The sequence below is a fragment of the bacterium genome (genome assembly GCA_035419245.1).
Lineage (GTDB): Bacteria > Zhuqueibacterota > Zhuqueibacteria > Residuimicrobiales > Residuimicrobiaceae > JAKPUX01.
Window position 1 is genome coordinate 1 of the sequence record DAOLSP010000013.1, and the last position, 24,062, is coordinate 24,062.

18 protein-coding genes and 2 rRNA genes are annotated in these 24,062 nt (G+C 60.0%); 18 read left to right on the forward strand and 2 right to left on the reverse strand.

The genetic code is table 11. The annotated features are described in order from the left end of the window. Together PLH32_13575 and rrf are read left to right on the forward strand one after the other, a co-directional pair. Positions 1-443, forward strand: a 23S ribosomal RNA gene (locus PLH32_13575); the annotation flags it as partial. 85 nt (positions 444-528) lie between these two features. Beyond that, positions 529-645 (forward strand): 5S ribosomal RNA (rrf, locus tag PLH32_13580). 122 nt (positions 646-767) lie between these two features. Here rrf and PLH32_13585 read toward each other — a convergent pair. Next, positions 768-1,274: a MarR family winged helix-turn-helix transcriptional regulator gene (locus PLH32_13585; GenBank protein HQJ65638.1), complete on the reverse strand. Its 507-nt coding sequence runs from the start codon at positions 1,272-1,274 to the stop codon at positions 768-770. Positions 1,275-1,467: 193 nt separating this feature from the next. Between PLH32_13585 and PLH32_13590 the strand changes: the two genes are divergently transcribed. The 9 genes from PLH32_13590 to PLH32_13630 all read left to right on the forward strand — a co-directional run bounded on the left by PLH32_13590 (position 1,468) and on the right by PLH32_13630 (position 12,423). Then, entirely contained in the window at positions 1,468-2,637 is a 1,170-nt protein-coding gene (locus tag PLH32_13590) for a D-alanine--D-alanine ligase family protein (protein HQJ65639.1), read from the forward strand. 4 nt (positions 2,638-2,641) lie between these two features. Continuing rightward, on the forward strand, positions 2,642-4,717 hold the full coding sequence (locus PLH32_13595) for a S9 family peptidase (GenBank protein HQJ65640.1): 2,076 nt from the start codon (positions 2,642-2,644) through the stop codon (positions 4,715-4,717). Positions 4,718-4,779: 62 nt separating this feature from the next. Then, positions 4,780-5,370, forward strand: a complete 591-nt coding sequence (locus PLH32_13600; protein ID HQJ65641.1) for a hypothetical protein — start codon at positions 4,780-4,782, stop codon at positions 5,368-5,370. Between the two features lie 45 nt (positions 5,371-5,415). Further along, complete coding sequence (gene tilS / locus PLH32_13605) at positions 5,416-6,858, forward strand: tRNA lysidine(34) synthetase TilS (GenBank protein HQJ65642.1); 1,443 nt, start codon at positions 5,416-5,418, stop codon at positions 6,856-6,858. Next, the gene (hpt, locus tag PLH32_13610) at positions 6,845-7,393 is read left to right on the forward strand and encodes a hypoxanthine phosphoribosyltransferase (protein ID HQJ65643.1); all 549 of its coding nucleotides are present in this window, start codon (positions 6,845-6,847) and stop codon (positions 7,391-7,393) included. Before tilS ends, hpt begins: the two co-directional genes overlap by 14 nt. A gap of 161 nt (positions 7,394-7,554) precedes the next feature. Beyond that, the gene (ftsH, locus tag PLH32_13615) at positions 7,555-9,516 is read left to right on the forward strand and encodes an ATP-dependent zinc metalloprotease FtsH (GenBank protein HQJ65644.1); all 1,962 of its coding nucleotides are present in this window, start codon (positions 7,555-7,557) and stop codon (positions 9,514-9,516) included. A gap of 4 nt (positions 9,517-9,520) precedes the next feature. Continuing rightward, complete coding sequence (folP, locus tag PLH32_13620) at positions 9,521-10,375, forward strand: dihydropteroate synthase (protein HQJ65645.1); 855 nt, start codon at positions 9,521-9,523, stop codon at positions 10,373-10,375. Between the two features lie 72 nt (positions 10,376-10,447). Next, on the forward strand, positions 10,448-11,245 hold the full coding sequence (gene cdaA / locus PLH32_13625; protein HQJ65646.1) for a diadenylate cyclase CdaA: 798 nt from the start codon (positions 10,448-10,450) through the stop codon (positions 11,243-11,245). Beyond that, positions 11,242-12,423, forward strand: a complete 1,182-nt coding sequence (locus PLH32_13630; GenBank protein ID HQJ65647.1) for a peptidase C45 — start codon at positions 11,242-11,244, stop codon at positions 12,421-12,423. The genes cdaA and PLH32_13630 overlap by 4 nt, the downstream gene beginning before the upstream one ends. A gap of 752 nt (positions 12,424-13,175) precedes the next feature. Here the strand turns inward: PLH32_13630 and PLH32_13635 are convergent. Further along, entirely contained in the window at positions 13,176-15,089 is a 1,914-nt protein-coding gene (locus PLH32_13635) for an AMP-binding protein (protein HQJ65648.1), read from the reverse strand. A 158-nt stretch (positions 15,090-15,247) separates the two neighbouring features. On the opposite strand from PLH32_13635, the gene dnaG reads away from it, so the two are divergent. The 7 genes from dnaG to PLH32_13670 all read left to right on the forward strand — a co-directional run bounded on the left by dnaG (position 15,248) and on the right by PLH32_13670 (position 24,019). Then, positions 15,248-17,041, forward strand: a complete 1,794-nt coding sequence (gene dnaG / locus PLH32_13640) for a DNA primase (protein HQJ65649.1) — start codon at positions 15,248-15,250, stop codon at positions 17,039-17,041. Between the two features lie 54 nt (positions 17,042-17,095). Continuing rightward, a complete protein-coding gene (locus tag PLH32_13645) occupies positions 17,096-19,516 on the forward strand; it encodes an ATP-binding protein (protein HQJ65650.1) in 2,421 nt (806 codons plus the stop codon). Between the two features lie 49 nt (positions 19,517-19,565). Next, positions 19,566-20,486, forward strand: coding sequence for a TIM barrel protein (locus PLH32_13650; protein ID HQJ65651.1), 921 nt, complete (start codon positions 19,566-19,568; stop codon positions 20,484-20,486). After that, a complete protein-coding gene (gene pdxA / locus PLH32_13655; protein ID HQJ65652.1) occupies positions 20,483-21,415 on the forward strand; it encodes a 4-hydroxythreonine-4-phosphate dehydrogenase PdxA in 933 nt (310 codons plus the stop codon). Before PLH32_13650 ends, pdxA begins: the two co-directional genes overlap by 4 nt. Positions 21,416-21,474: 59 nt before the next feature. Beyond that, positions 21,475-21,975 (forward strand): rubrerythrin family protein, encoded by a 501-nt coding sequence (locus PLH32_13660; GenBank protein ID HQJ65653.1) that lies wholly within the window; start codon positions 21,475-21,477, stop codon positions 21,973-21,975. A gap of 444 nt (positions 21,976-22,419) precedes the next feature. Continuing rightward, complete coding sequence (locus PLH32_13665; GenBank protein HQJ65654.1) at positions 22,420-23,229, forward strand: FHA domain-containing protein; 810 nt, start codon at positions 22,420-22,422, stop codon at positions 23,227-23,229. 91 nt (positions 23,230-23,320) lie between these two features. Continuing rightward, entirely contained in the window at positions 23,321-24,019 is a 699-nt protein-coding gene (locus PLH32_13670) for an FHA domain-containing protein (protein ID HQJ65655.1), read from the forward strand. Positions 24,020-24,062 lie beyond the last annotated feature (43 nt).

A 24,062-nucleotide genomic window follows, 5' to 3' on the forward strand; every position in this document is an offset into this window, starting at 1 on the left:
GATCTCCCCCAAGAGTTCATATCGACGGGGAGGTTTGGCACCTCGATGTCGGCTCATCGCATCCTGGGGCTGAAGTAGGTCCCAAGGGTTTGGCTGTTCGCCAATTAAAGCGGTACGTGAGCTGGGTTTAGAACGTCGCGAGACAGTTCGGTCTCTATCTGTCGTGGGCGTAGGATATTTGAGGGAAGCTGCTCTTAGTACGAGAGGACCGGAGTGGACGAACCTCTGGTGCACCAGTTGTCGCTCCAGCGGCATGGCTGGGTAGCCAAGTTCGGAACGGATAAGCGCTGAAAGCATCTAAGCGCGAAGCCAATCCCAAGATTAGATATCCCCGCCGCAAGGCGCTAAAGGCTCCTCGTAGATGACGAGGTCGATAGGCCACAGGTGTAAGCATGGTAACATGTTCAGCCGAGTGGTACTAATAAGCCGTGCGGCTTAACCAAACTTTTATATCTGCAGCAGATGGTTATCTGCTCCAATAAAAGTAGCAATACAATGTGTTAACTCAATTTCAAGTTGTCAGGATATTCCGGTGATCATAGCGAAGGTGTTACACCCGATCCCATTCCGAACTCGGAAGTTAAGCCCTTCAGCGCCGATGGTACTATTCGGGAGACCGTATGGGAGAGTAGGTAATCGCCGGATTTTTATTGAGCCCCGGGTTTGTCCCGGGGCTTTTTTTATTTTCCCCACCCGGCCAGAGGATTCAAGACCGCTCCCGGACCACCCCGGAAACGAACAAGCCCTCAAGATGCTCTCGAGGGCTTTTACACGTCAGCCTTTTGGCCCGGTGCGGGCGGCGCCTGCGGTTGCTGCGAGGGATGGAGGTGGGCCTGCAGCAGGCCGTCGATCTTTTCAAAGGCCGCCATCAGCTCCGCCGCTTCGGCGGGACCGAATTCGGCCAGAAGATGCTCAAACATCGCCACCATATCCCGCTGCCGCTGTTCCATTACCTCCCGTCCGGTCTCGGTGAGCCGGATGCCCACCTGCCGGCGGTCCGTTTCCGCCGTGTGCTTCTCCACCAGCTGGAGCTGCAGCAGCCGGTTGACCAATTCGGTCCCTGTCGATGCCGCCAGCATCAGCTTGTCACACAGCTCCGTGACGGTGAGGGGTTCGTGCACCGAGAGCAGGATCAGGGTCTGATACTGCCGCATGGTGACCGGAGTCCCGACGGGATGCTGACGGTTAAGGCTGTGGAAGGCGCCCATGATGCGCGGCGCCAGCACAGCCAGCCGCCGGGCCTGGTCCAGAGCGCTAAGGGATTTGGACGACATGATTGCTCCTTTTTAATAATCCTGCAAGGTAATGCCATTCGCATTGGCGAAATATACTCCCTATAGCATTCAATTACAAGCTCTTTTCTTCGCCCGGAGCCCGGAGTTCCGATAATTCCCTTGTTTTTTTCGCTGTTTTTAAATAGGTTTACCCAAGGCATATCCTAAAAGCCGCGTAATAGGGAGGTGGCATTTGGCGAAACTGCGCGTCGGCATCATCTGCGGAGGGCGATCAGGCGAGCATGAAGTCTCTCTGGTCACCGCCGGTTCTATCATTGCAGCCCTGGACAAGTCCAAATACGAGATCGTCCCGATCGGCATCAGCAAGCAAGGGGCATGGCTGGCGGGCGCGGAGGTGCTGGAAAACCTGAAGCAGCACCGCATGGGCCTCGCCGCCCAGCTCTCCAACGACGCCGGAAACCACCATCTTCTGGTTTCGAAGAGCGCCGCTGGCTTCTTGCCGGCACAAAAGCTCGATGTGGTCTTTCCCGCTCTGCATGGCCCCTTCGGGGAAGATGGCACCCTGCAGGGACTGCTCGAACTCATGGATATCCCCTATGTCGGCGCTGGCGTGCTCGGTTCGGCCATGGCCATGGACAAGATCGTCCAGAAACACATCTGCCGCCAGCAGGGCATCCCCACGGTCGATTTCCTCTGGTTCCGCGACATTGACTGGCGCTCCGAGGGCGGCAATGAACCCTTTCCGGCGCTTCCGGATCAGCTCGCCAACCGTTCCCGGGAGGAGATCGTCGGCTCCCTGATCGACGCCCTCGGCCTGCCCCTCTTCGTCAAACCGCCCAACCTGGGCTCGAGCCTAGGCATCAGCAAGGCCCATGACCGCCGCGAGCTTTTTAACGCGATCGAGGAGGCTCTGCAGTACGACCGCAAGGTGCTGGTCGAAAAGGCCGTTGTCCAGCCACGTGAGCTCGAGATCAGCCTCCTCGGCAACGAACACCCCCGCGCCTCGGTCGCCGGAGAGGTCTTCCCCGGCAATGAATTCTACGATTATGACGCCAAATACGTCGACGACAACAGCGATCTGCAGATCCCGGCCCGCCTCAGTCCCGGGCAACTGCGCGATCTGCAGGAGACCGCCATCCGCGCCTACGTTGCCACCGAATGCGAGGGGATGGCCCGTGCCGATTTCCTCATGGAAAAGACGACCGGCCGCTTCTTCCTCAGTGAACTTAATACCATCCCTGGCTTCACGCGCATCAGCATGTATCCCAAGATGTGGGAGGCTTCGGGACTGCCCTACAGCGCTCTGCTCGACGAACTGATTGACCTTGCCCTCCAGCGTCACCAGCGGCGGCGGGCGTTGCGTACCAGCTACCAACCTAAAAAAGAATGGTATAAAGGATAACCGAATGCAAAAACGCTTTGGGCTGCTCTTCTTGTTCCTGCCGGTGCTCCTCACCGCAGCGGAGAAACGCGCCTTTCAGATCTCCGATCTCTACGCCCTGAAATCCATCAGCGATCTCCAGATCGCCCCCGACGGCCGGCACCTCCTTTTTGTGGTGGGCACGCAGGACTTGGCCAAGTCGGAACGCAACAGCGATATCTGGATCATGGCCGCCGACGGCAGCGGCTTACGTCAGCTCACCTTCAGCCCCGGCGGTGATTACCAGCCGCGCTGGTCCCCCGATGGCCGGCAGATCGCTTTTCTTTCCGGCCGCGCATCGGGAACCCAGATCTGGCTGTTGCCGGTGGACGGCGGCGAGGCGCGCCGCGTCACCGACCTGGCCATTACTCCGTCGGATCTCAAGTGGCTGCCGGACGGCAGCGGCTTTTTGTTCACCAGCGAGGTCTTTCCCGAATGCGGCGCCGATGACCACGCCACGCACAAGATCCTCGAGACCATGGAAAAAGGGCCGGTGCAGGCGCACCTTGCCGACCGCCTTTTCTACCGTCACTGGACCTGGTGGCGTGACGGCCGTGTCATCCATACCTTCCGGTACGCCCTCGCGGACAGCCAGCTGACGGATCTCACCCCCGGCGCCATCGACCGGCCGGCCGATGCCGGTGCCAGCGGCACCGCCGGCTACAGCCTCTCGCCGGACGGCAGGACCCTCTGCCTCGCGGTTAATCCCGACCGCAATGATTACGAGACCACCGACAAGGATCTCTGGCTGCAGCCTCTCGGCGGCGGGGACTCGCTCAACATCACCGCCGACAATCCCGCCTATGATGCCGAACCCGCCTGGTCACCGGACGGCCGCTATATCGCCTATATTCTGCAGGAGGTCCCTGGCTACGAATCGGACCGCAAACGCCTGGCCCTCCATGACCGCCAGACCGGCGAACGCCGCATTTTGACCGAGGCCTTCGACTTTTGGGTCGGCACCTTTCAGTGGGCCGCTGACAGCCGCAGTCTCTATTTCACCGCTGATGTGCAGGGCCATGTCCCGCTCTATCAGGTCGATGTGCAGAAGGGAACCCTCCGCCGACTCCTTGATCTCAAGAGTATCGACAATTTCCAGATTGCACCGGATGGCCGCAGCGTCTTTTGCATCCGCCGCAGCGTCGGCGAACCGGCCGAGATCTGGCGCGCCAGCCTGCCCAAGGGTGACCAGATTCGGCGCCTGACCGCTTTCAATCAGCCGATCGCCGAGGCCGTGGATATCCGGCCGGCCGAGGAACTCTGGATCGCCTCGCCCACGGGCAAGCGCATCCATACCTTCGTGGTCAAACCCCACAATTTTGATCCCGTGAAAAAGTACCCGCTCATCCTCAACGTCCATGGCGGTCCCCAGATGCAATGGGCGGACGCTTTTCGCGGTGACTGGCAGGTCTATCCCGGGGCGGGTTATGTCGTCGCCTTTCCCAATCCGCATGGCTCGACCGGCTACGGCCAGGAGTTCACCCTGGCCATCTCCAAAGACTGGGGTGGGAAGGTCTTTGAGGATGTCATGGCGGTGACCGATTCTCTGGCGCGGCTGCCTTACATCGATGCCGGGCGGCTGGGGGCCATGGGCTGGTCCTATGGGGGGTACATGATGATGTGGCTGGAGGGGCACACCGACCGTTTCAAGGCCATCGCGGCGATGATGGGGGTCTACGACCTGCCCGCCATGTACGGCGCGACCGAGGAGCTCTGGTTCCCCGAGTTCGACCTCGGCGGGACCCCTTGGCAGTCGCCGCTCTATGACACACTTTCGCCCCATATCTATGCCGCCCGGTTCAAGACCCCCTGTCTGGTCATCACCGGGGAGAAGGATTTTCGCGTCCCCTATACCCAGAGCCTCGAGTTTTTCACGGCCCTGCAAAAACAGGGCGTGCCCTCCAGGCTGATTGTTTTTGAGAACGACGGCCACTGGCCGGATGGCCTCAAATCGATGCCGCTCTATTATACTGCTCATCTCGACTGGTTTCACCGCTATCTGGGCGGGGATCCGGCGCCCTGGGATGTGGAGAAGATGGTGCGCAACCAGATTTTCGACTAGACGGTGGGCCGCGAGGAGGGGAGGAGGCCTCTTCGCAGGGTGCCGGTGAAGGAGGTGCAGGGTTGGATCAGGAATTTCATGCCGCATTGCTCGCCCTCGGAGAGGTGCAGCGGGGGCTGGATCTTTACCTCAAGGGCCGCCGTCAGAATGGCAGTCAGGTGATCGATACGGCGCTGGACCGGCTGAGCAGACTGCTTGAGGGGCCGGAGTGGCAGGACTTTTTCAGCCAGGTGGCCGACTATCTGGCCGGCCTCGAGATGGCCGATCTGGGGAGAATGGAATCCCTGGCGCCCACCGAGGCGGGACTGCTGAAAAAATACGGGCTGACCGCCCGGGACCTGCTGCAGTTGCAGCGGCTCTACAAGGTGTTCAAAACCTGTGAGGGCGCCACGGACCTCACCGACCTCTTTGCGATGCCCGGCTCCCTGGTTGCCCGCCTCACCGAAACCGTTGCGGCGGTGGAGCACGAGATTGACCGAACGCGCTCGCTGCCGCGCAAGGTGAAGAAGACGATGAAGAAGGTCGCGGGCAGCCGCCTGACGTTTCTCCTGGTGGGTTCGGCGCTGATTGGCATGAATCTCTTCTGGAAAAAAGAGCAGCAAACCTCGGTTTCAGTCGGCGTGGTGTTCCTGACCTCGGCGCTCAAGAAATGACAGCGGGCGGGTGCGGAGGCGGCCGCAGCAGCGATGCGAGGAAGCATGATCGAACAATTCATCGCCTATATCCGTGAGCACGATTTGTTCCGGTCGGGGACGCGGATTCTGGTCGCCGTTTCGGGCGGGATCGACTCGGTCGTCCTGGTAGACCTCCTCGCGCAGCTGGCCCCGGAATGGCGGCTCGAGCTCTATGCAGCGCACTATAACCATCAGCTGCGCGGCGCCGACTCCGACGGCGACGAAGCCTTTGTCCATGCGCTTTGTGCCGAACGCGCGATTCCCTGCGAGACAGGCCGCGGCGAGGTGCGCGCCTGGGCCCGCCAGCATCGCCTTAGTCTTGAGACCGCCGGACGCACGCTGCGCTACGCTTTTCTGCAGGAGACCGCCCGTCGCCGCGGCTGCACGGTCATCGCCACCGGGCACCATGCCGGAGACCAGGCCGAAACCGTGCTCGACCGCCTGATCCGCGGCGCCGGGGCCCGCGGCCTCGCGGGTATCGCCCCGCGCAGCCCCGCTGCGTCAGCCAGAGAACCGGCGGATGCGGCCGCTTCCGAGCCGGAGCCGCTCTGGCTCATCCGTCCCCTGCTCTTCGCCAGCCGGACGGCCATCACCGTCTGGGCGGAGGCCCGCGGCCTCACCTGGCGCGAGGACGCCAGTAACCGCGACCGCCGCATCCGCCGTAACCGCATCCGCCATGAACTCCTGCCACTGCTGCAGACCTATAATCCCCGCATCGAATCCGCCCTCTGCCGCACGGCAGACCATCTCCGCGAAACGGAGGCCTTCCTTTGCTCTGCGGCCCGAGAGGCTCTGGACCGCTGCAGGGTGGAGGAGAGCTGGGGCAAAATTGTTATTGAAAAAGAGCCCTTTTTATCGTATTTTATTATTCTTCAGAAATATGCTCTTCAGGAGGCCTGGCGCCGTATCAGCGGCGGAACCGGTGACCTCGATGCCGCCTTTTGGAAAGGCTGGCATCGCTTTATCGCCGCCGGCCGCACCGATCGCGCGTTCAGCGTCGGCGGCGCCGAACTCTGGCAGACCGAACACCGGCTGGTGCTGCTGTCGGCTCAGCGTGGCGGCCACGGCCCAATCTATCCGGCCTTTCCAGGACGCACCTCGTTGTGGGACGGCTGGACGCTTGAAATAAAAGCGACGGACCTGCCGTTAGAGCAGATAGCGAAAAACCGCGATCCCCGCCTGGCCTGGATCGACGGCGACCGACTCAACGGCACCCTCTGGGTGCGCAGCCTGAGGGCCGGCGACCGCATTCATCCTCTCGGCCTGCACGGACATAAAAAGGTCGCTGACTTGCTCGCAGAAGCGGGCACGCCGGTCTATGAACGCAGCCGTGTCCCCCTGCTGTGGTGCGGAGAGCAAGTGGTTTGGGTATGCGGCATCCGCTCCGGCGAACCCTTTCGCGTAACAGCAGAGACGACAAGTGTCTTACAGCTGAAAATGGAACGCAACCCTGATGGAACGCTCTGAATTTGAAAAAGTAGTCTACGACGGTGGTTTCCGCACCCTGTTGAGCCGCGAGACCATTATGGCGCGCATCGCCGAGATGGGCCGCCAGATCACCGAAGCGTACCGTGGCAAGCAACCAATCATGATCGGTGTGCTCAACGGCGCCTTCCTTTTCATGGCCGATCTCATCCGCCATGTCGAGATCGATCTGGAAGTCGATTTTATCAAGATCTCCAGCTATGGCAATGCCAAGGTCAGCTCCGGCGTCGTGCGGATGCTCAAGGACATCAATGCCGAGGTCAAGGGACGAGATATCCTTCTGGTGGAGGACATTGTCGATACCGGCGGCTCGATCAAGTTCCTGCACGAAAAGTTCATGGCTCTTGAGCCCGCTTCGCTCCGTTTCGTGACCCTGTTGATCAAGCCGGAAAATGTCGAAACCGACATCCCGATCGATTACGTCGGTTTCAGTATCCCCAATGAATTTGTCGTCGGCTATGGGCTTGATTATAAACAGATCCTGCGCAACCTGCCGGCGGTCTATGTGATGGATTAACCGAGGTACCTCTCTTGTCCTACCCTGATGATAAAAAGAGCAGCAACCTGAACCAGAACGAGCCGGGCGATGGCGGCCGTCCGTCGCGCCGGCCCAATCCGCAGCCGCGGCGTTCCGGCGGCCCCCAGCGCAACCAGCCTGACGGCCCGCAATGGGGACGGATGGTGCGGCCTCTGGTGATCTGGATGGGGCTGATTTTTCTCGCCCTGGCGATTTCGCAGCAATTTGCCAAACAAACCCCCAAGGCGCGGACGCTCACCTATGACAGCTTCAAGCAATATCTCGAAGCAGGCAAGATCGAATCAATCACGGTCGAGGAGAATACCGTCCACGGCCAGCTGCGGGCCAGTGCCGCCCTCGAGGGGCAGCGTGCCTTCCAGGTGATCCTGCCGCCGCGGGCCAACCTCGAGACCTTCGACGAGTGGATCAAGAAGTATGAGGTCGAAATCCTTTTCAAGGAGAGCGGGCCGAGCATCTGGGGCTCGCTGATCTATATTTTGCCGTGGGTGCTCTTCATCGGCATCTGGATTTTTTTCATGCGCCGGATGCAGGGCGCCAATAACAAGGGTATCTTCGCCTTTGGCAAATCCCGGGCGCGGATGTGGACCGACAACATGCCGCACGTGACCTTTGCCGACGTGGCAGGGGCCGATGAGGCCAAACAGGAACTGCGCGAGATCATCGAGTTTCTGCGCGAGCCGGAGAAATTCCAGCGCCTGGGCGGCAAGATCCCCAAAGGCGCCCTGCTGCTCGGGCCTCCGGGCACGGGCAAAACCCTTCTGGCCAAGGCTGTGGCCGGAGAGGCGGGGGTCCCCTTTTTCAGCATGTCCGGGGCCGACTTTGTCGAGATGTTCGTTGGGGTTGGCGCCTCCCGCGTCCGCGATCTTTTCGAGCAGGGCAAACACAACGCCCCGTGTATCATCTTCATCGATGAGCTCGATGCGGTCGGCCGCCACCGCGGCGCCGGCCTCGGCGGCGGCCATGACGAGCGCGAGCAGACCCTGAACCAACTGCTGGTCGAGATGGACGGCTTCGACAGCAATGAGGGGGTGATTCTCATTGCTGCGACCAACCGCCCTGATGTGCTCGATTCGGCGCTGCTGCGTCCTGGACGCTTCGACCGCCAGATCGTCGTCGACCGTCCCGATGTGCGCGGCCGCGAGGGCATTCTCAAGGTTCATACTAAAAAGATCCCGCTGGCCAAAAGCGTCGATCTCGCCATCCTGGCCAAGGGCACGCCCGGCTTTTCCGGCGCCGACCTGGCAAACATGGTCAATGAGGCCGCCCTGCTGGCGGCGCGCAAGGACAAGACCCAGGTCGAGGCGGTCGATTTTGAAGAGGCCAAGGACAAGGTGCTGATGGGCATCGAGCGCAAGAGTCTGCTGATCAGCGAGGATGAAAAACGCAGTACCGCTTATCATGAGGCGGGGCATGTGCTGGTCGCCCGGCTAACGCCGGGTTCCGATCCCGTGCACAAGGTGAGCATCATCCCGCGCGGCCGGGCGCTGGGTATAACGACGATGCTACCGATGGATGAGAAGCACAACTACAGCCGCACCTACTGTCTGGCGCTGATGCGCCAGCTTCTGGGCGGCCGTGCTGCCGAGCAGCTGATCCTCAACGAGTTGACCACCGGGGCCGGAGATGACATCAAACGGGTCACCGAACTGGCGCGCAAGATGGTCTGTGAGTGGGGCATGAGCGAAAAGTTGGGACCACTCACCTTCGGCGAGAAACAGGAGGAGATTTTTCTCGGGCGCGAGATCGCGCAGCATCGCGATTACAGCGAAGCCACGGCTCACCTGATCGATCAGGAGATCCGCGACCTGGTGGAAACCGCTGCGGCGGATGTCGCCAGGCTGCTCCGCGAGAAAGTGGATCTACTCCATGCCATCGCCGGGGCGCTGCTCGAGCGCGAGATGCTCGACGGCGAGGAGATCGACAAGATCATGAACGGGGTAGCGCTCCCCAAGCTCAAACGCCCCAACAAGACCACCGGCGGAAGCGGGCGCAAATCCGGGAGGCGCACCTCATCAGATTCGGACGCGTCGCCCCAGACCGCCGCATCCGCCCGCTCCTCCCGAATCCGGTCTAAGGGTGAAGCCAGCAAACCCCAGGCCTGATCCCGTGGCCTCGTACCTGTGGCGCTGCCGCGGCCGCCGGATCGAGCTGGGCCGGCGCACCCTGATCATGGGCATTCTCAATATTACGCCCGACTCGTTCTCCGATGGCGGGCGTTATTTTTCCGGCGCCGCCGCCCTGGCGGGGGCCAGGGAGCTGGTCGCAGCCGGCGCTGATATCCTCGACGTGGGCGGCGAATCCACGCGGCCGGGCTCGGTCCCGGTCAGCGTGGAGGAAGAGATGGAACGCATCCTCCCGGTCCTGACTACCTTGCGCCGTAATCTGGACATCCCTCTCTCCGTCGATACCTACAAAGCAGCAGTCGCCGAAGCCGCCCTGGCGGCGGGGGCGGACATCATCAATGATATCAGCGGGTTGACCTTCGACGCCGGGATGGCCGCTCTGGTCGCCCGCAGCGGCGCCGGACTGGTCCTGATGCATATCCAGGGCACGCCCCGCGACATGCAGCTGAATCCCTGGTATGAGGATGTGATTGCGGAGGTCAGCCGGTTTCTCAAGCACCAGCTCGCGATGGCTGAGGCGGCCGGGGTGGGGCGCGATCAGATCGTCCTCGACCCTGGCATCGGCTTCGGCAAGCGTCTTGAAGATAATCTGATCCTTCTGCGTGATCTGGGCTGCTTCGAGTCGCTGGGTCTGCCACTGCTGGTCGGGCCTTCGCGTAAATCCTTCATCGGCCGGATCCTCGATCTGCCGGTCAGCGAACGGGTGGAAGGCACCGCCGCCGCGGTGACGGCCGCCATCCTCAACGGCGCCCGGCTGGTTCGCGTCCATGATGTCCGGCCGATGGCCCGGGTGGTGCGCGTTGCGGATGCCATCCGCTGTGGTCGCCTCGAGCCCTGAGCAGGCGCCCTCCTCCCCGGTAACCGGGAGTCCGGGCCGCAATTGAATGATTCCTTTTCCGAGCAGTGACCGATGCCCCTGACCCTCTTCAAAATCGGTTTCATCCCGGTCACGGTGATGGATATCGCCGACATCCTCATCATGTCTTTTGTCCTTTACCGCAGTTATGCCTTCATCCGCGGCACGCGCGCAGCCCAGATGCTCGCGGGCCTGATCATCATCCTCCTCTTCTCGATCCTCACCCCGCTCCTGCAAATGCGTGGCATCAGCTGGATCTTCCAGAATTTGCGCACCGTCTGGCTGGTGGCTTTCGTCATCCTGTTTCAGCCGGAATTGCGCCGCATCCTGCTCTCGGTGGGTCAAAGCCGGGTGATTCGCTATTTTGTCAAGGTGAGCGGCAGCAAGGTGATCGATGAGGTTGTGGATGCAACCGAGCAGCTGCAGCAGCGCGGCTATGGGGCATTGATTGTGATGGGGCGCGAGACCGGCATGAAGATGGTCACCGAGACCGGAGTGAGCATCCAGGCGGAGGTTTCGGCCGCGCTGCTCGTCTCCATTTTCAATCCGCGGTCGCCCCTGCACGATGGGGCGGTGATCATCATCAATGATGTCATCGACACCGCCCGATGCATCCTCCCCCTGAGCGAGAACACCGATCCGCAGCTCAACCTCGGCACGCGGCATCGCGCTGCAGTCGGTCTTTCCGAGGACAGCGATGCGGTCGTCATAGTCGTCTCCGAGGAGACCGGTCGGATCTCGGTGGCCGTGGAAGGGACCTTGAAGTATGACCTCTCGCTGGATAATCTGCGTCTTTTTCTCTATCAGACCTTCAATCAGACCCTGCCCAAGGGGGAGAGGAGCGTGGCGTGAACGATGTCCGGTTGCGAAAAGGTCTTTTCATCCTCTTGCTGTGGGCGGTGTCAGCCCTGGCGCAGGAGGAGTGCACCGTGGCGGTGATCAGCGGCGCGGTGACGGCCGACGGCCGCCCGCTCCTCTGGAAGAACCGCGACAGCAGCACCCGCGAGAATTCGGCGCACTTTTTTCATGGACCCCGCTATGACTTTATCGGCGTGATCAACAGTGGCGATACCACCCAGGTCTGGATGGGGATGAACACCGCTGGTTTTGCGCTGATGAACTCCGAATCGATGGATCAGGATGGCGACAGCGCCGATGCCGAGGGCTATTTCATGAAGCAGGCTCTTGGCTGCTGTGCGCGCGTCGAGGAGTTGGATGCCCTGCTGCGCCAGACCGCCCTGGCGGGGCGCGGCACCCGCGCCAATTTCGGCTGCATCGATGCCTTCGGCGGAGCGGCCTTTTTTGAAACGGGAAATTTCCGCCACACCCGCTTCACACCGCAGGACTCCGGGCTGGTTCCCGCCGGCCTGCTTGTGCGTGCCAATTTCTCCATGACGGGCAAGGGCGATGAGGCCTATGGCTGTTGGCGCTATCATCGCGCCCGCAGCCTCTTGGCGGGACGCCTCACCGCCGGCAAGATCGATCTGCCCTTCCTGCTCAGTCGCGTGGTGCGCGATCTCACCAGCGATGAGCTTGATCCCTATCCTCTGCCTTTCAAAGGCGCCACGGAGGGCGCGCCGCAAGGCTTCATCCCCACCCAGAGTACCATCAACCGTTACCGCACGGTCGCGTGCGCTCTTTTTCAAGGGGTCAAAGCAGGTGAGGATCCGGCGCTGGCGACGATGTGGCTGCTGCTCGGAGAACCGGTAGCCGCAGTCGCCCTGCCGCTGTGGCCGGCGAGCGGCCAGGTTCCCGATTGCTTCGATGGATCGGGCGGTTCGCGGCTGAATCAGGACTTTACACGCATCCGCGCCCGGCTCTATCCCGAGAAAGCCCTGGCGTCCTACCTCGACACCGACCGGCTGGCCGGTGGACGCAGGCCCTGGGTGAAGCTGCGCAGTGAGCTCGAAGCGGAGGTGTTAGGATCGGTTGCTGCGGCGATGAAGGATTGGCGGCGCAAGCGGCCACAAGGAGAGGCATTGGCCGAACTGCAGGAAAAACTGGTCCGCCGCGTGCAGCGCGCCTTGTGAGGCGTTTGCGCGGCAACTGCTTCTCGCTCCCACCCGGCACTCCTCTCGTGTCGACCCAGCGCTCACGACCTCGCGCCAATCCGATGTTCCTCTCGTGCCCACCCGAACCCTTGGACGCGCGGCTGCTCCGCCCTGAGTCAATTCGGCCTTTCTGTCTCACTTTAAAACAAACCAGCTGCACTATCGGGTGCAACGTATGCCCGGTTCAAGCGTACAAAAGCCCGTGCCGGAGTTTTTCTGTTGGCACGGCTTTTGCTGAGCAAGAGAATGAAAACGGCTCCTGGAGGGTCTGTGGGCAGCATGGAGCGATTTGGCAACAATGCAAGGCAGCGGTTTTGTCCGTGTCCAGGACGAGGGGTTGTATAGAGATGGCACTGGCCGTGGCTTCGGGTTGCAGCCTTCGGGGGGGCGACCCGGCGCGGTACACGATCAGAACCCGATGCGGTGAAAGGGAACGAGCAGCGAACCGGACCGGTGGAGCAAGCAGGGCGGTTGTGCCGGTTCAGGTGTGATCGACGCCAGGATGTCCGTTTTCAGCATGGAATCCCTCCTTCCTTCCTTTCCATTGCCTCTGGGGCAGCGACTGAGCACAGCGCTGCCCTTTTTTTTTGGGTAAGCCGGTGGGAAAGAGCCTAGCGGGCGTTCTGCACCTATTTTTTTCGGGGAAGCCGGTGGATGTGAGAGGAGCGCGGGGTGGGTGTGAGAGTGGGAGCGACCCCCCCACGCTTGTCATTCAGCCGACAGATCCGGCGTTACTCCTCCAGGCGCGAGATGATCGTAAGGTTCTGTTTGTTGCAGATATCCTTTGCCTCCGCGGTGAAGAGATACTCCAGCCGCGGGCGGTAGGTCTCGACGATTTTGCCGCGTACCATCTTGAGGGTGCTGTTGAGCAGATGATTCTGCTCGGTAAAGCCCTCTCCGAGCACCGCGATCGCAGCCGGCAGCCACTTGCCCGGGAACATCCCGGCATATTCACCGCCCTCACGGTAGCGGGCGATTTCCGCTTCAATCGCCTTCAAGGCTTCGCGCTGCCCCATATCGCTCTGGGGTGACAGGTTTTTCGAACGGAGCTGGCGCAGCAGGGCCTCCTTGTTCGGCGCCACCAAAGCGACCGTATAAGGGGACTGGTTATTGTAAAGCATGATCTGGTCGATCAGCTTGGAGGTCGAGCAGATCGCCTCCTCGATCCCCTCCGGGCTGTATTTTTCGCCGTCGTTGGAGATCAGCAGGCTTTTAAAACGCCCGAGCACGTAAAGAAAACCCTCCTCATCAATGTAACCCAGGTCGCCTGTGTAGAGCCAGCCGTCGCGTAGCGCCTCGCTGGTCGCCTTTTCATTCTTCCAGTAGCCCGCCATCACATTTTCCCCGCGCACAATGATCTCGCCCTTTTCGCCCCGGGGCAGGTCCGCCCCTTTTTCGTCACCGATACGGACCTCCAGGTTGGCGACAATCGAACCCGATGAACCCAGTTTGTGTTTACGAGGCACGTTGGCCGAGATGATTGGCGCGGCCTCACTCAGTCCATAGCCCTGGAACATCGGGATGCCGATGGCATAGAAGAACCGTTGCAGTTCGATGTCGAGAAGGGCGCCGCCGCCAATGAAGAACTCGAGCCGCCCGCCAAAGTTTTCGCGCACCTTTTTGAAGAGGAGCTTGTCATACAAGAGCACCAGGGGTTTGTAAACGGCGCGCCAGCCCTTGCCGCGGTCGCAGCCGAGGCCGTTGTAAACATAGGCGGTCTTGAGGGCTTTGTTGAAGAGGGCCTCGACCCTGGGGCCTTTCTGGCGGATGCCTTTCTCGATGTTCTTGCGGAAATTTTGCGCTAGCGAGGGCACACTCAGAAGGAAGACCGGCCGGGTTTCCTTGATGTTGATCGGGATATTCTTCAGGGTCTCGATGGCCGTCTTGCCCACCTGGACTGAAGCTATGCTGGCGCCGTTTTTCATCAGGGTATAGATGCCGGCGGTATGGGCAAAGCTGTGATCCCAGGGCAGAATGAGCAAGGAGGTGTACCATTCGGGGATGGGCAGCAGTGAGCAGGCCTGTTCGACGTTGGCGGTGTAGTTACGGTGGGTGAGGATGATGCCTTTGGGATCGGCGGTGGTGCCGGAAGTGTAGCAGATGTTGGCGGCATCGTTTTCCTCAACCGCCTGCCAGCTCTCTTCGAAGAGTCGGGGGCTGCGTTCGAGATATTCCTTGCCTTTTTGCAGCAGATTTTGTAATGTAATTTCATCCGGGTCATGGGTGCCGTTCTCATCGAAGAGGATCACCTTTTCCAGTACGGGAAGATCGTTTTTGATAGCCTTGATCTTGTGGGCCTGGCTTCCCGACACCACAGCCATGCGGCATCCAGAATGGCTGATGCGGAATTTAAGATCCGCGAGTTCGTCCACTTTAACCGAGATGGGCACATTGATCGCCCCGGTGTAGAGGATACCGAGTTCAGCGATGACCCATGCGTTACGGCCTTCCGAGATCAGGGCGATGCGGTCGCCCTTCTGGATGCCGAGACTCAGCAATCCCGCCGCGAAAAGCTGGACCTGCTGGCGGGCCTCACGGTAGGTGGTGCCCTCATAGCGGCTTCCCATTTTTTCCCAGAGCAGGATATTATCCGGGTACTTTTCCACGCTCTGTTCCAAGAGATACGGCAGAGTCCTTTTAGACACGATGCATCACTCCTTTTTGATCAGCTATACAAGGGACTCCCGCACGTTGCCCCGCATCCGGAACGGGAGGATTCGGTTTGCTGCGCTATCTATCATCATATTAACAAATGGCCAAAAAGTCAAGCGAATTCTGTTAAAAAATTGGACAGGCATTTCTGGTGGCGATCCCCCAGGATAAAATAGATCAAGTGCGATTGGCGAGTGATATCGCCGATGTGGTCTCCGGCTATGTCACGCTGAAAAAGCGCGGCAAGAATTACTTCGGCCTCTGCCCCTTTCATCCGGAAAAGACCGCTTCGTTCAGCGTCAACCCCGACCTGCAGATCTTTCACTGCTTCGGCTGTGGCGCAGGTGGTAATGTCTTCACCTTTATCATGCGCGTGGAAAGCCTCACCTTTCCCGAAAGTGTGCGCCTGCTGGCCAAGGCTGCCGGAATAGTTCTACCCGAGGAGGAAGAGGATCTCAGCCAGCTGCAGGAGAAGGAGGCCCTTTTTTACGCCAACCAGCTGGCGAATGAGTTTTTCATGGCCAACCTGCTCCGCGAAGCGGAGGCCGAGCCGGCGCGTCGCTATCTGGCGTCGCGCGGTCTGACGCCGGAGCTGTTTAGCCGGTTTGGCATCGGCTACAGCCTGAACAAGTGGGATGGGCTGCTGCTGCATGCCCGTGCCAGGTCGGTCAATCCCGAACTGCTGCTTAAAGCCGGATTGGTGCTGCAAAAGGAGGGGGGCGGGATCTATGACCGCTTCCGCGGGCGGGTTACCTTCGCCATCCGTTCGCTCAGCAAGCAGGTGGTGGCCTTCGGGGCGCGCCGGATCATCGAGGATTCCTCGCCCAAATACATCAACTCGCCCGAGACGCCGGTCTATCAGAAACGCTTCATCCTCTATGGCCTCGACCTCGCCCGTGAGGCCGTGCGCCAGGCGGACTGCGTGGTGATCGTCGAGGGCTATACCGATCTGATCAGCCTGCACCTGTCCGGAATCGAGGAGGTGGTTGCTACTTCGGGGACGGCGATGACCGAGGAGCACGCGCGGTTGTTGCGCCGTTATACCGCCCGCGCCGTCATCCTTTATGACGGGGATTCCGCCGGTGCCGCTGCTTCGCTGCGAGGTGCCGAGATCCTTCTGGCCCATGGGTTTGACGTCCGGATTTGCCTCCTGCCCGGGGGCCAGGATCCCGACGAATTTGTGCGCCGGAACGGCGCGGAGGCCGTGCGCCAGCAACTGCAGCAGGGGATGCCGCTCATCGATTTCAAGATGAAGAGCCTGGAGCAGAAAGGATTGCTGCGGACGCCTACCCAGAAGGCGGAATCGACGCGGGAACTGCTTGCCTCGATCGCCCGGGTCACTGATGTCATCCAGAAATCCTTTTTGCTGCGCGACCTGGCTGAGAAGCTGAACGTAGAGGAGGCGGTGCTCTGGGCCGAGGTCCACAAGCTCGAGCGGCGCACGCGCCTCCAGGTCCGGCCGGAGGAGCGCGGCGCCCAGCCGGTCATGGGCGACCGCTATCTTGAAAGCAAGCGCGGTGCAGCCGAACTGGGGTTGCTCGAAGTGGCGCTGACCCGGCCGGAATTCCTGCCGCGGATTCTCGCGCTGATCACCGCCGACAAGTTCCTCCATGCCGATGTTCGCACTGTCTTTCAGGCCTGTGAGCTCGACGCCCTTGAGGGTGTACCCTTCGATCTGCAGCGCATGCTCGCCCTGATCCGCGAGCCGGCCGTGGCGGAGCGCATCACCCGCGCCCTGCAGCTTCAGCAAAAACCGCTGCATCCCGAGCGCTATGCCTTCGATTGTCTCAACACCATCCGTATTGCCGAGCTCAATGCCCGCATCGAAATCCTGCGTGTCCGCATGAAAGGCGGCGAACGGGTGGAGGAGGCGCTCCTGCAGGAGTACCGTGAGGTGGTCGAGGAACGCAAACGGCTGGAACAGATCGAGTTTGCTTTCGAGTAAACCGGCCGCTATGAATCCGGATGGAGTGAGCGGCCGATCCACGAGGAGTATGCCATGAGTCCCTTTTCCAAACCGCTTCCTGTGGAACAGCTCCGATGGGAATGCGATGAATATGTCCGGAGCTTTCAGTCGACGGCCGAACTGGAGAGTTACCGCACAATCCTTGGCCAGGAGCGAGCTCTGCGCGCCCTGACGCTGGGGCTTGAAATGGATTATCCCGGCTACAATATTTTCGTCTCCGGCGAGACCGGGACCGGCCGGCGGACGACGGTGCATCTGATGCTGCATGATCCGCGATTTCGCAAGCCCGTGCCGGAAGATATTTGCTACATTTACAATTTTACGCTGCCCGACCAGCCGAGGGTGATCCAGCTTGCGGCGGGTGAAGGCGTGCGGTTCCGCAAAGCCATGGAGGATTGCATCAACCAGCTCAAGGTTGCCGTGCCGGCGGTCCTGGAGAGCGAGCGGATCCGGAAGAGGCGTGAAACCCTGCTTGAACGATATGCGCTGCAGCAGGCCGAGAATCTGCAGCAGTTCGAGAAACGGGCGCAGCAGGATAAATTCACCCTGGTTCAGGTGCAGGTGGGTCCTTTTGCCAAACCCGATGTTTTACCGCTGATCGACGGGCAGCCGGTCCCCCTGGAGAGCCTGGGCGAATTGGTAGGCCAGGGCAAGCTCGATGATCGCCAGGTCGCCGTGATCCAGCAACAGTACATTGAGCTGAACAAAGAGCTCGCCCGGCTTATTCAGCTCAACCAAAAATTGCAGCGTGAAAAACAGACCCGATTGGCCGAACTTGAGCACGATGCGGTCAAGCCGGTGATCGCGGAGGCGCTCGATGAGGTGCGGACGGCCTTCGCCGTCGCACCGGTGAGCGAGTATCTCGATGCAGTGCTCAAGAGCCTCCTGGAAAACCTTGGCAAATTCCAGCGCAAGCCCGATGGCGAGGAAGGGGAAGGGACTGCCCGCTCAGATGCCGCGGTGGACCCCTTCCTTGAGTACCGCGTCAACGTCCTAGTGAATAACGAGGGCAAGGCTTTTGCACCGATCATTTTTGAGAACTCGCCCACCCATGGCAGGCTCTTTGGCAGCATCGAACGCCTGATGGATCGCAATGGACAGTGGCGCACCGATTTCACCCATATCCGGGCCGGCTCGCTGCTCCAGGCCAACGGCGGCTTTCTCGTGTTGCACGCGCGGGACCTCTTGCTCGAGGAGGGCGTCTGGTCGAATCTCAAACGTATGCTCAAGAACGGCGAGACCGAGATCAATGCCAATGATCCGGCGCTCCTCTTTGCCGTCACGGCGATGAAACCGCAGCCGATCGCCCTCCGCGTCAAGGTGATCCTGCTGGGCGACCCCTATCTCTATCAGCTGCTCTATGCGGCGGACGATGATTTCCGCAAGATCTTCAAGATCAAGGCCGAATTCGATTCGGAGATGCCCAACGACGCCACCAATCTACGCCGTTATGCCGAATTCATCAAGCGGATGTGCGAGGAGCAGGAGTTGCAGCCCTTTGATGCCACGGCGGTGGCCGAGGTGGCCGAATACGGGGTGCGCCTGGCCGGCCGGCAGAACAAACTGACCACCCGCTTCACCTATATCAACGATTTGCTGCGCGAGGCTGATTATTTTGCCCGGGCGGACAAGCAGGATATCGTCTCCCACCGCCATGTCGAGCAAGCCCTTGCTGCGGCGGATCAACGGCTGAATCTCATCGAGGAAAAGATCCGCGAGAACATCCGGGAGGGGTTTATCCTGATCGACACCGATGGGGCCCGGGTGGGCCAGGTGAACGGCCTGACCGTCCTGAGCATGGGGGATTATCATTTTGGCATGCCGGTACGGATCACGGCGCGGAGTTCGATGGGGCGGGAGGGGATTATCAATATCGAGCGCGAGGTGGCCATGAGCGGCCCGACCCACGACAAAGGGGTGCTGATCATCTCCGGCTACCTCCAGGGCAAGTTCAGCCAGGACCGGCCGCTCTCGATCAATGCCTCTCTCTGCTTCGAGCAGTCTTACGGCGGCATCGACGGGGACAGCGCCTCTTCCGCCGAGATCTACGCCCTGCTCTCGCGGCTGGCCGACCTGCCCATCCGCCAGGACCTCGCGGTCACCGGCTCGGTCAACCAGAATGGCGAGATTCAGCCGATCGGCGGGGTCAACGAGAAGATCGAGGGATTTTACGAGATCTGCCGGATGCGCGGCCTGACCGGAAGCCAGGGGGTGATCATCCCCAAACAAAATGTGCCGGACCTGATGCTGAAGAATGATCTCATCGAAGCAGCGCGCGCCGGCCAGTTTGTGATCTATGCGGTGGAGCGGATCGAAGAGGGGATCGAGATCCTGACCGGCATGCCCGCCGGCGTGCGCGACGCCCACGGCCTCTATCCCCCAGAAACTATCTTCGGGCGGGTGGACGCCCGGCTTGCCGCTTATGCCGAGGGACTACGGCGGTTCCGGGAGTGATGGCTCCGGCCGGATTGGCTGCCGAATCAACACAAGGACATGATGCGTAATGAAATGCGGTCTTTCTACCTCCTGGCTCTCTTCGCGGATCCTCGACGGCCATGCACTGCTCGACGCCCTCGGTGCTGCAGGACTCACAGGGCTGGAAATTGATTATCGCGTCAGCCGCGCAACACTGGAGCAAATGCTGCCGCGGCTGCGCCGGGGTGAATTCACCGTCTACAGCGTCCATAATTACTGCCCGACGCCACCCGGCTATGAGGGACATCCCAATGTCGCCGCATTGTTCAATCCCGCCTCGTTGGACGAGCAGGAGCGCAAGCAGGCGGTGGAATTCGGGCTGAAATCATTGCAAACTGCCGCCGAGCTGGGGGCTGCTCTTGCCGTCTTTCATCTCGGTGTAATACCTATGGACTTCAAGATGGCGGAACTTTTCACCTTGCATGATGCCGCCGGCGAGGATTCCGGGGATTTCCAAAGCCGGATCGCGGAATTGCAAGCCGAGCGGGACTCCAGAATCACCCCCTATCTCTCGCCCCTGCTGCGCACGGTCGAAGCCCTGCACCGTGAGGCGGTCCGGCTCGGCATTTTAATCGGCGTCGAGAACCGGTACCGCCTCTCCCAGATCCCCATCGGCGCTGAATTTGATATCCTGTTCCGTGAGTTTGCCGGTGGGCAGCTGCGTTATTGGCATGACGTTGGCCATGCCGAGATATTTGCCCGGCTGGGGTTGCTGGATCACGAACGTGATTTTCTCGAGCGGTTCAAGGGCCAGCTGGCGGGCATGCACCTCCATGACATTCGCGGTTTCAAGGATCATCTGGCCCCGGGCATGGGGACCTTTGATTTTAAGCGCCTGGTGCCGTACCTGGATGAAGAAAGTCTGCGGATCATCGAGGCGCATCAACCGGTCACGCTCGAGGAGCTGCTCCAGGGTGTCGGGGTGTTGCAGCAGGCGGGGGTGATGTGAAACCGCGGATCGGCGTCACCCTCGGCGATCCGGCCGGTATCGGTCCCGAGATCGTCCTCAAGGCGCTCCAGGATCCGCGTGTGCAGCAGGCGCTGCAGCCGATTCTCTTCGGCGACCGGTCGGTGATCGAGCAGGCCAGGGCGCAGACCGGTCTGGCGTTGCCGGCGGTTCAGCTGGTGGATGCCGGCGAGATCCGGCGGCCCGTCGAAATGGGGTGCGTGGACGGCGCTTGCGGCCGGGCGGCTTTTAGCTACATCCGCATCGCCATTGACTGGGCCCTAAAGGGGTCGATTCAAGCCCTGGTGACCGCCCCGATCAACAAGGCTTCGCTGCAGCAGGGCGGCGTGCCCTACATCGACCATACTGAAATACTGGCGGGGCTAACCACCAGCCTGAAGCCGATGACCTTGTTCGTGGTGGACAATCTGCGTATCTTTTTTCTCACCAAGCACATCCCGCTGCGGCGGGTTGCGGATGCCCTGACATCATCCAGCGTGGTCGAAGGGCTGGTTGAGAGCGATCGCGGCCTGAAGCAGCTCGGTTTCCAGCGGCGGCGGATCGCGCTGGCTGCCCTCAATCCCCATGCGAGCGATGCGGGGCTCTTCGGCGATGAAGAGGCGCTCATCCTGGCGCCCGCGGTGGCGGAGGCGTGCCGCCTCGGGCTCGATGTATGCGGACCGATACCGGCGGATTCGGTCTTTCACCTTTGCCGCGAGGGAGGGTATACGGCCGTGCTCTCACTTTATCACGACCAGGGCCACATTGCCGCCAAGACCCTTGATTTTCACCGTACAGTCTCCTTCACCCTCGGTCTGCCGTTTCTGCGTACCACACCGGATCACGGCACGGCCTTCGCCATCGCGGGCAAGAATCAGGCTAATCCCACCAGCCTGATCGAAGCCTTACTGGCAGCGGCACGATATGGATAAGGCGGAACGGTACGCTGATAATCAGCTAACTCAATTAATAATAATTAGAAAGGCAAGAAATGAAAACAGAAAAAAATCTCCAGGATGCATTCGCCGGGGAAAGCCAGGCCAACCGCACCTATCTCGCCTTCGCCAAAAAGGCCGATGCCGAGGGGTACCCGATGATCGCCAAGCTTTTTCGCGCGGCGGCCGAAGCGGAAACGATCCACGCCCATGCGCATTTGCGTGTTCTGGGACGGGTTAAATCCACTCTGGAGAATCTTCAGGTTGCAGCCGACGGCGAGGCTTATGAATTCAAAAGCATTTACCCCGAGTTCCTCAAGGATGCCGAGGCCGAAGGGAACAAAGCGGCGATCTCCAGCTTCACCTTTGCCATGAAGGCCGAAAGGATCCACAATGAACTCTACCTCAAAGCGGTCGAAGCGCTCAAGGCGGGCAAGGATCTGAGCACTGCCAAGATCTATCTTTGCCCGGTTTGTGGTAATGTCGAGATCGGCGAGGATGGCGATGAAAAATGCGAGATCTGCGGCACCAGCCGGGATAAATTCATCGTGATGTAAAGAATGCAGCGTAGCCCTGGCGTTTATGCGGGCGCCAGGGCGGTTGCCCTACGGCTCTCCCACTTTCATCCCGGCCGTCCCCGCCCAATCATCCGAACCACTGGCCTCCCACTTTTTGCAGCCCACCTGTCCCGACGCTTCTCTTCCGGTCCTATGGAGCGTCATGCCTTTATACCCGCATGGGGGAAAATCTCCAAATTTGGAAAAAAAGTATTAAAATTTTCTATTTTCCGCTCGGTTGCGCCTATAATAAGAACAAGAGCTGATGTGGCGGGATCTGTCCTGGATGAGCATACCGCAGGCCCAGTCGCGGGCCGGGACGTAGATACGGCGCCGCTGGCCGATCCAGCTAGCCAAGCCAAACCGCGCACCCGGGATATGCCTGGCCGTGTGGGGCGTGGTGGGGGTGATCAGTGAACCAGGAGATTATCTCGAGAGGTTCTCATGCCAGCAAAACTAGTAGAGATGACCGGTGCGAGGCGCTTATTTGTATTGACCGCTGCCGAAACGACGATTGGCAGAAGCCACGCCAACGACATCGTCCTTCCGGACATGAAAGTGTCGAAACGTCATGCCCGGATCATTCAGCGGAGCAAAGGATTCTATCTCGAGGATGCTGGCAGCACCAACGGCACCTATCTGGGCAACACCAGTATAAAATTGGTCCACCTCCGTTCGTACGACACTTTCAGAATCGGTGCCAGCGAATTCCAGTTTTTCGAAAGTACTGCATCCCACCCTATTGTCCTGCCGCCCCAATATACGCCCCCCTCCACAGCCAATGTACCGTTGCCTGCCTCCGCCAAGCCAACAATCCGTTCTCCCTATCTCTATCCCCTGCTGATCGGAGGGGGTGTATTTGTTTTTGTCCTGCTCATGATTTTCTTCCTGCCATTTTATGCCGTTCAAAGTGGTCAAATAACCACTTGCAAAATATGCAATAAAGAGGTTACGAATACGGTGACCTCCCATCATGTCTCCTTCCTTGAGAAAAACAACTATTCGGTCACCCATGATCAAGGGTATTGTGAATCCTGCGGGATGGTGCAAGTGCCCTACACCGTCAGTTTGCATTGCAAGGAGTGCGGCACCGTGTACGGCAGAGAGCAACACTCGGCGCCGCGCCGGGAAGAGAAACGGGACGAAGATCGGACCGAAGGATTCTGTTCCTACAAGTGTGAAATTATCTATAATATAAAGGACGCCACTGATAGGTTCAAGGAAGGATTTAATCCCCTTGACTTGATTCCGTGAAAGAGAAAAGGCTGGATACCTAATGAAATGTCCCTCCTGTAATGCGCATATCGAGACGGATGCCCGTTTTTGCGGCGCCTGCGGTTGTAGGATGGCGGCCTCCGGGAATGGATCCGGCGCCTGGATCATTACGGTTGGCCGTTCACCCGATAATACCTTGATCATCGATCATCCCGGGGTCTCTGCGCACCATGCGCAGCTCCGCGTCGAAGGGAATACGATCGTTCTCGAAGACCTGAACTCCAGCAACGGCACTTATGTGAATGGCAAAAAAATCATCATTCATGCCGTCTCCCGCCGCGACTTGGTCACCTTCGGCCAGCATGTTTCGCTGGATTGGCAGGAATTTGAAAAATTGCTGGCATCGGCCCGCCCCATCCCGTTCGATCGGCCTGTCGTGCAAACCGTCGCTCCATCTGTGCCGGTGGTGGCGCGACAGTCTGCTCCTGCGCAACCAGCGCCGCAATCCCCGGCGCAGAGCCTGGCCCCCGGGCAGGCTCGTCCAAATGCCTACGCCGGCCTGGGAAGTGAGATGGCTTTTGCCCTCCATGCCAACAAATCCTTCACTGGAAAGGCCTTCCTTTCGCTTCTTCTGTACTACGTGGGATTTTGGTTCCTTGGATTCATATCCAACATCATCTTTTTGAGCGATGCCAATCGAACCAAGAGATTGATTGGTTCGAATCCGCCTGGATACGGCTGCCTGACGACCCTGCTGGTGGTGCATATCGCTTTGCCGCTCCTGATATTGATGATAATTCTTGGATTGGGAATTCATCTTTATCGCTGAATGCTGGTGCACTTTAGGATCATGAACATACGAACTAGGAGTA

Excerpts from the sequence above, each read along its gene's own strand:
- PLH32_13665 (HQJ65654.1), top strand. The coding sequence starts at position 22,420 with ATGCCAGCAAAACTAGTAGAGATGACCGGTGCGAGGCGCTTATTTGTA.
- PLH32_13595 (HQJ65640.1), top strand. The coding sequence starts at position 2,642 with ATGCAAAAACGCTTTGGGCTGCTCTTCTTGTTCCTGCCGGTGCTCCTC.
- PLH32_13670 (HQJ65655.1), top strand. The coding sequence starts at position 23,321 with ATGGCGGCCTCCGGGAATGGATCCGGCGCCTGGATCATTACGGTTGGC.
- PLH32_13650 (HQJ65651.1), top strand. The coding sequence starts at position 19,566 with ATGAAATGCGGTCTTTCTACCTCCTGGCTCTCTTCGCGGATCCTCGAC.
- tilS (HQJ65642.1), top strand. The coding sequence starts at position 5,416 with ATGATCGAACAATTCATCGCCTATATCCGTGAGCACGATTTGTTCCGG.
- PLH32_13660 (HQJ65653.1), top strand. The coding sequence starts at position 21,475 with ATGAAAACAGAAAAAAATCTCCAGGATGCATTCGCCGGGGAAAGCCAG.
- ftsH (HQJ65644.1), top strand. The coding sequence starts at position 7,555 with ATGGTGCGGCCTCTGGTGATCTGGATGGGGCTGATTTTTCTCGCCCTG.
- hpt (HQJ65643.1), top strand. The coding sequence starts at position 6,845 with ATGGAACGCTCTGAATTTGAAAAAGTAGTCTACGACGGTGGTTTCCGC.
- PLH32_13585 (HQJ65638.1), bottom strand. The coding sequence starts at position 1,274 with ATGTCGTCCAAATCCCTTAGCGCTCTGGACCAGGCCCGGCGGCTGGCT.
- cdaA (HQJ65646.1), top strand. The coding sequence starts at position 10,448 with ATGCCCCTGACCCTCTTCAAAATCGGTTTCATCCCGGTCACGGTGATG.
- PLH32_13645 (HQJ65650.1), top strand. The coding sequence starts at position 17,096 with ATGAGTCCCTTTTCCAAACCGCTTCCTGTGGAACAGCTCCGATGGGAA.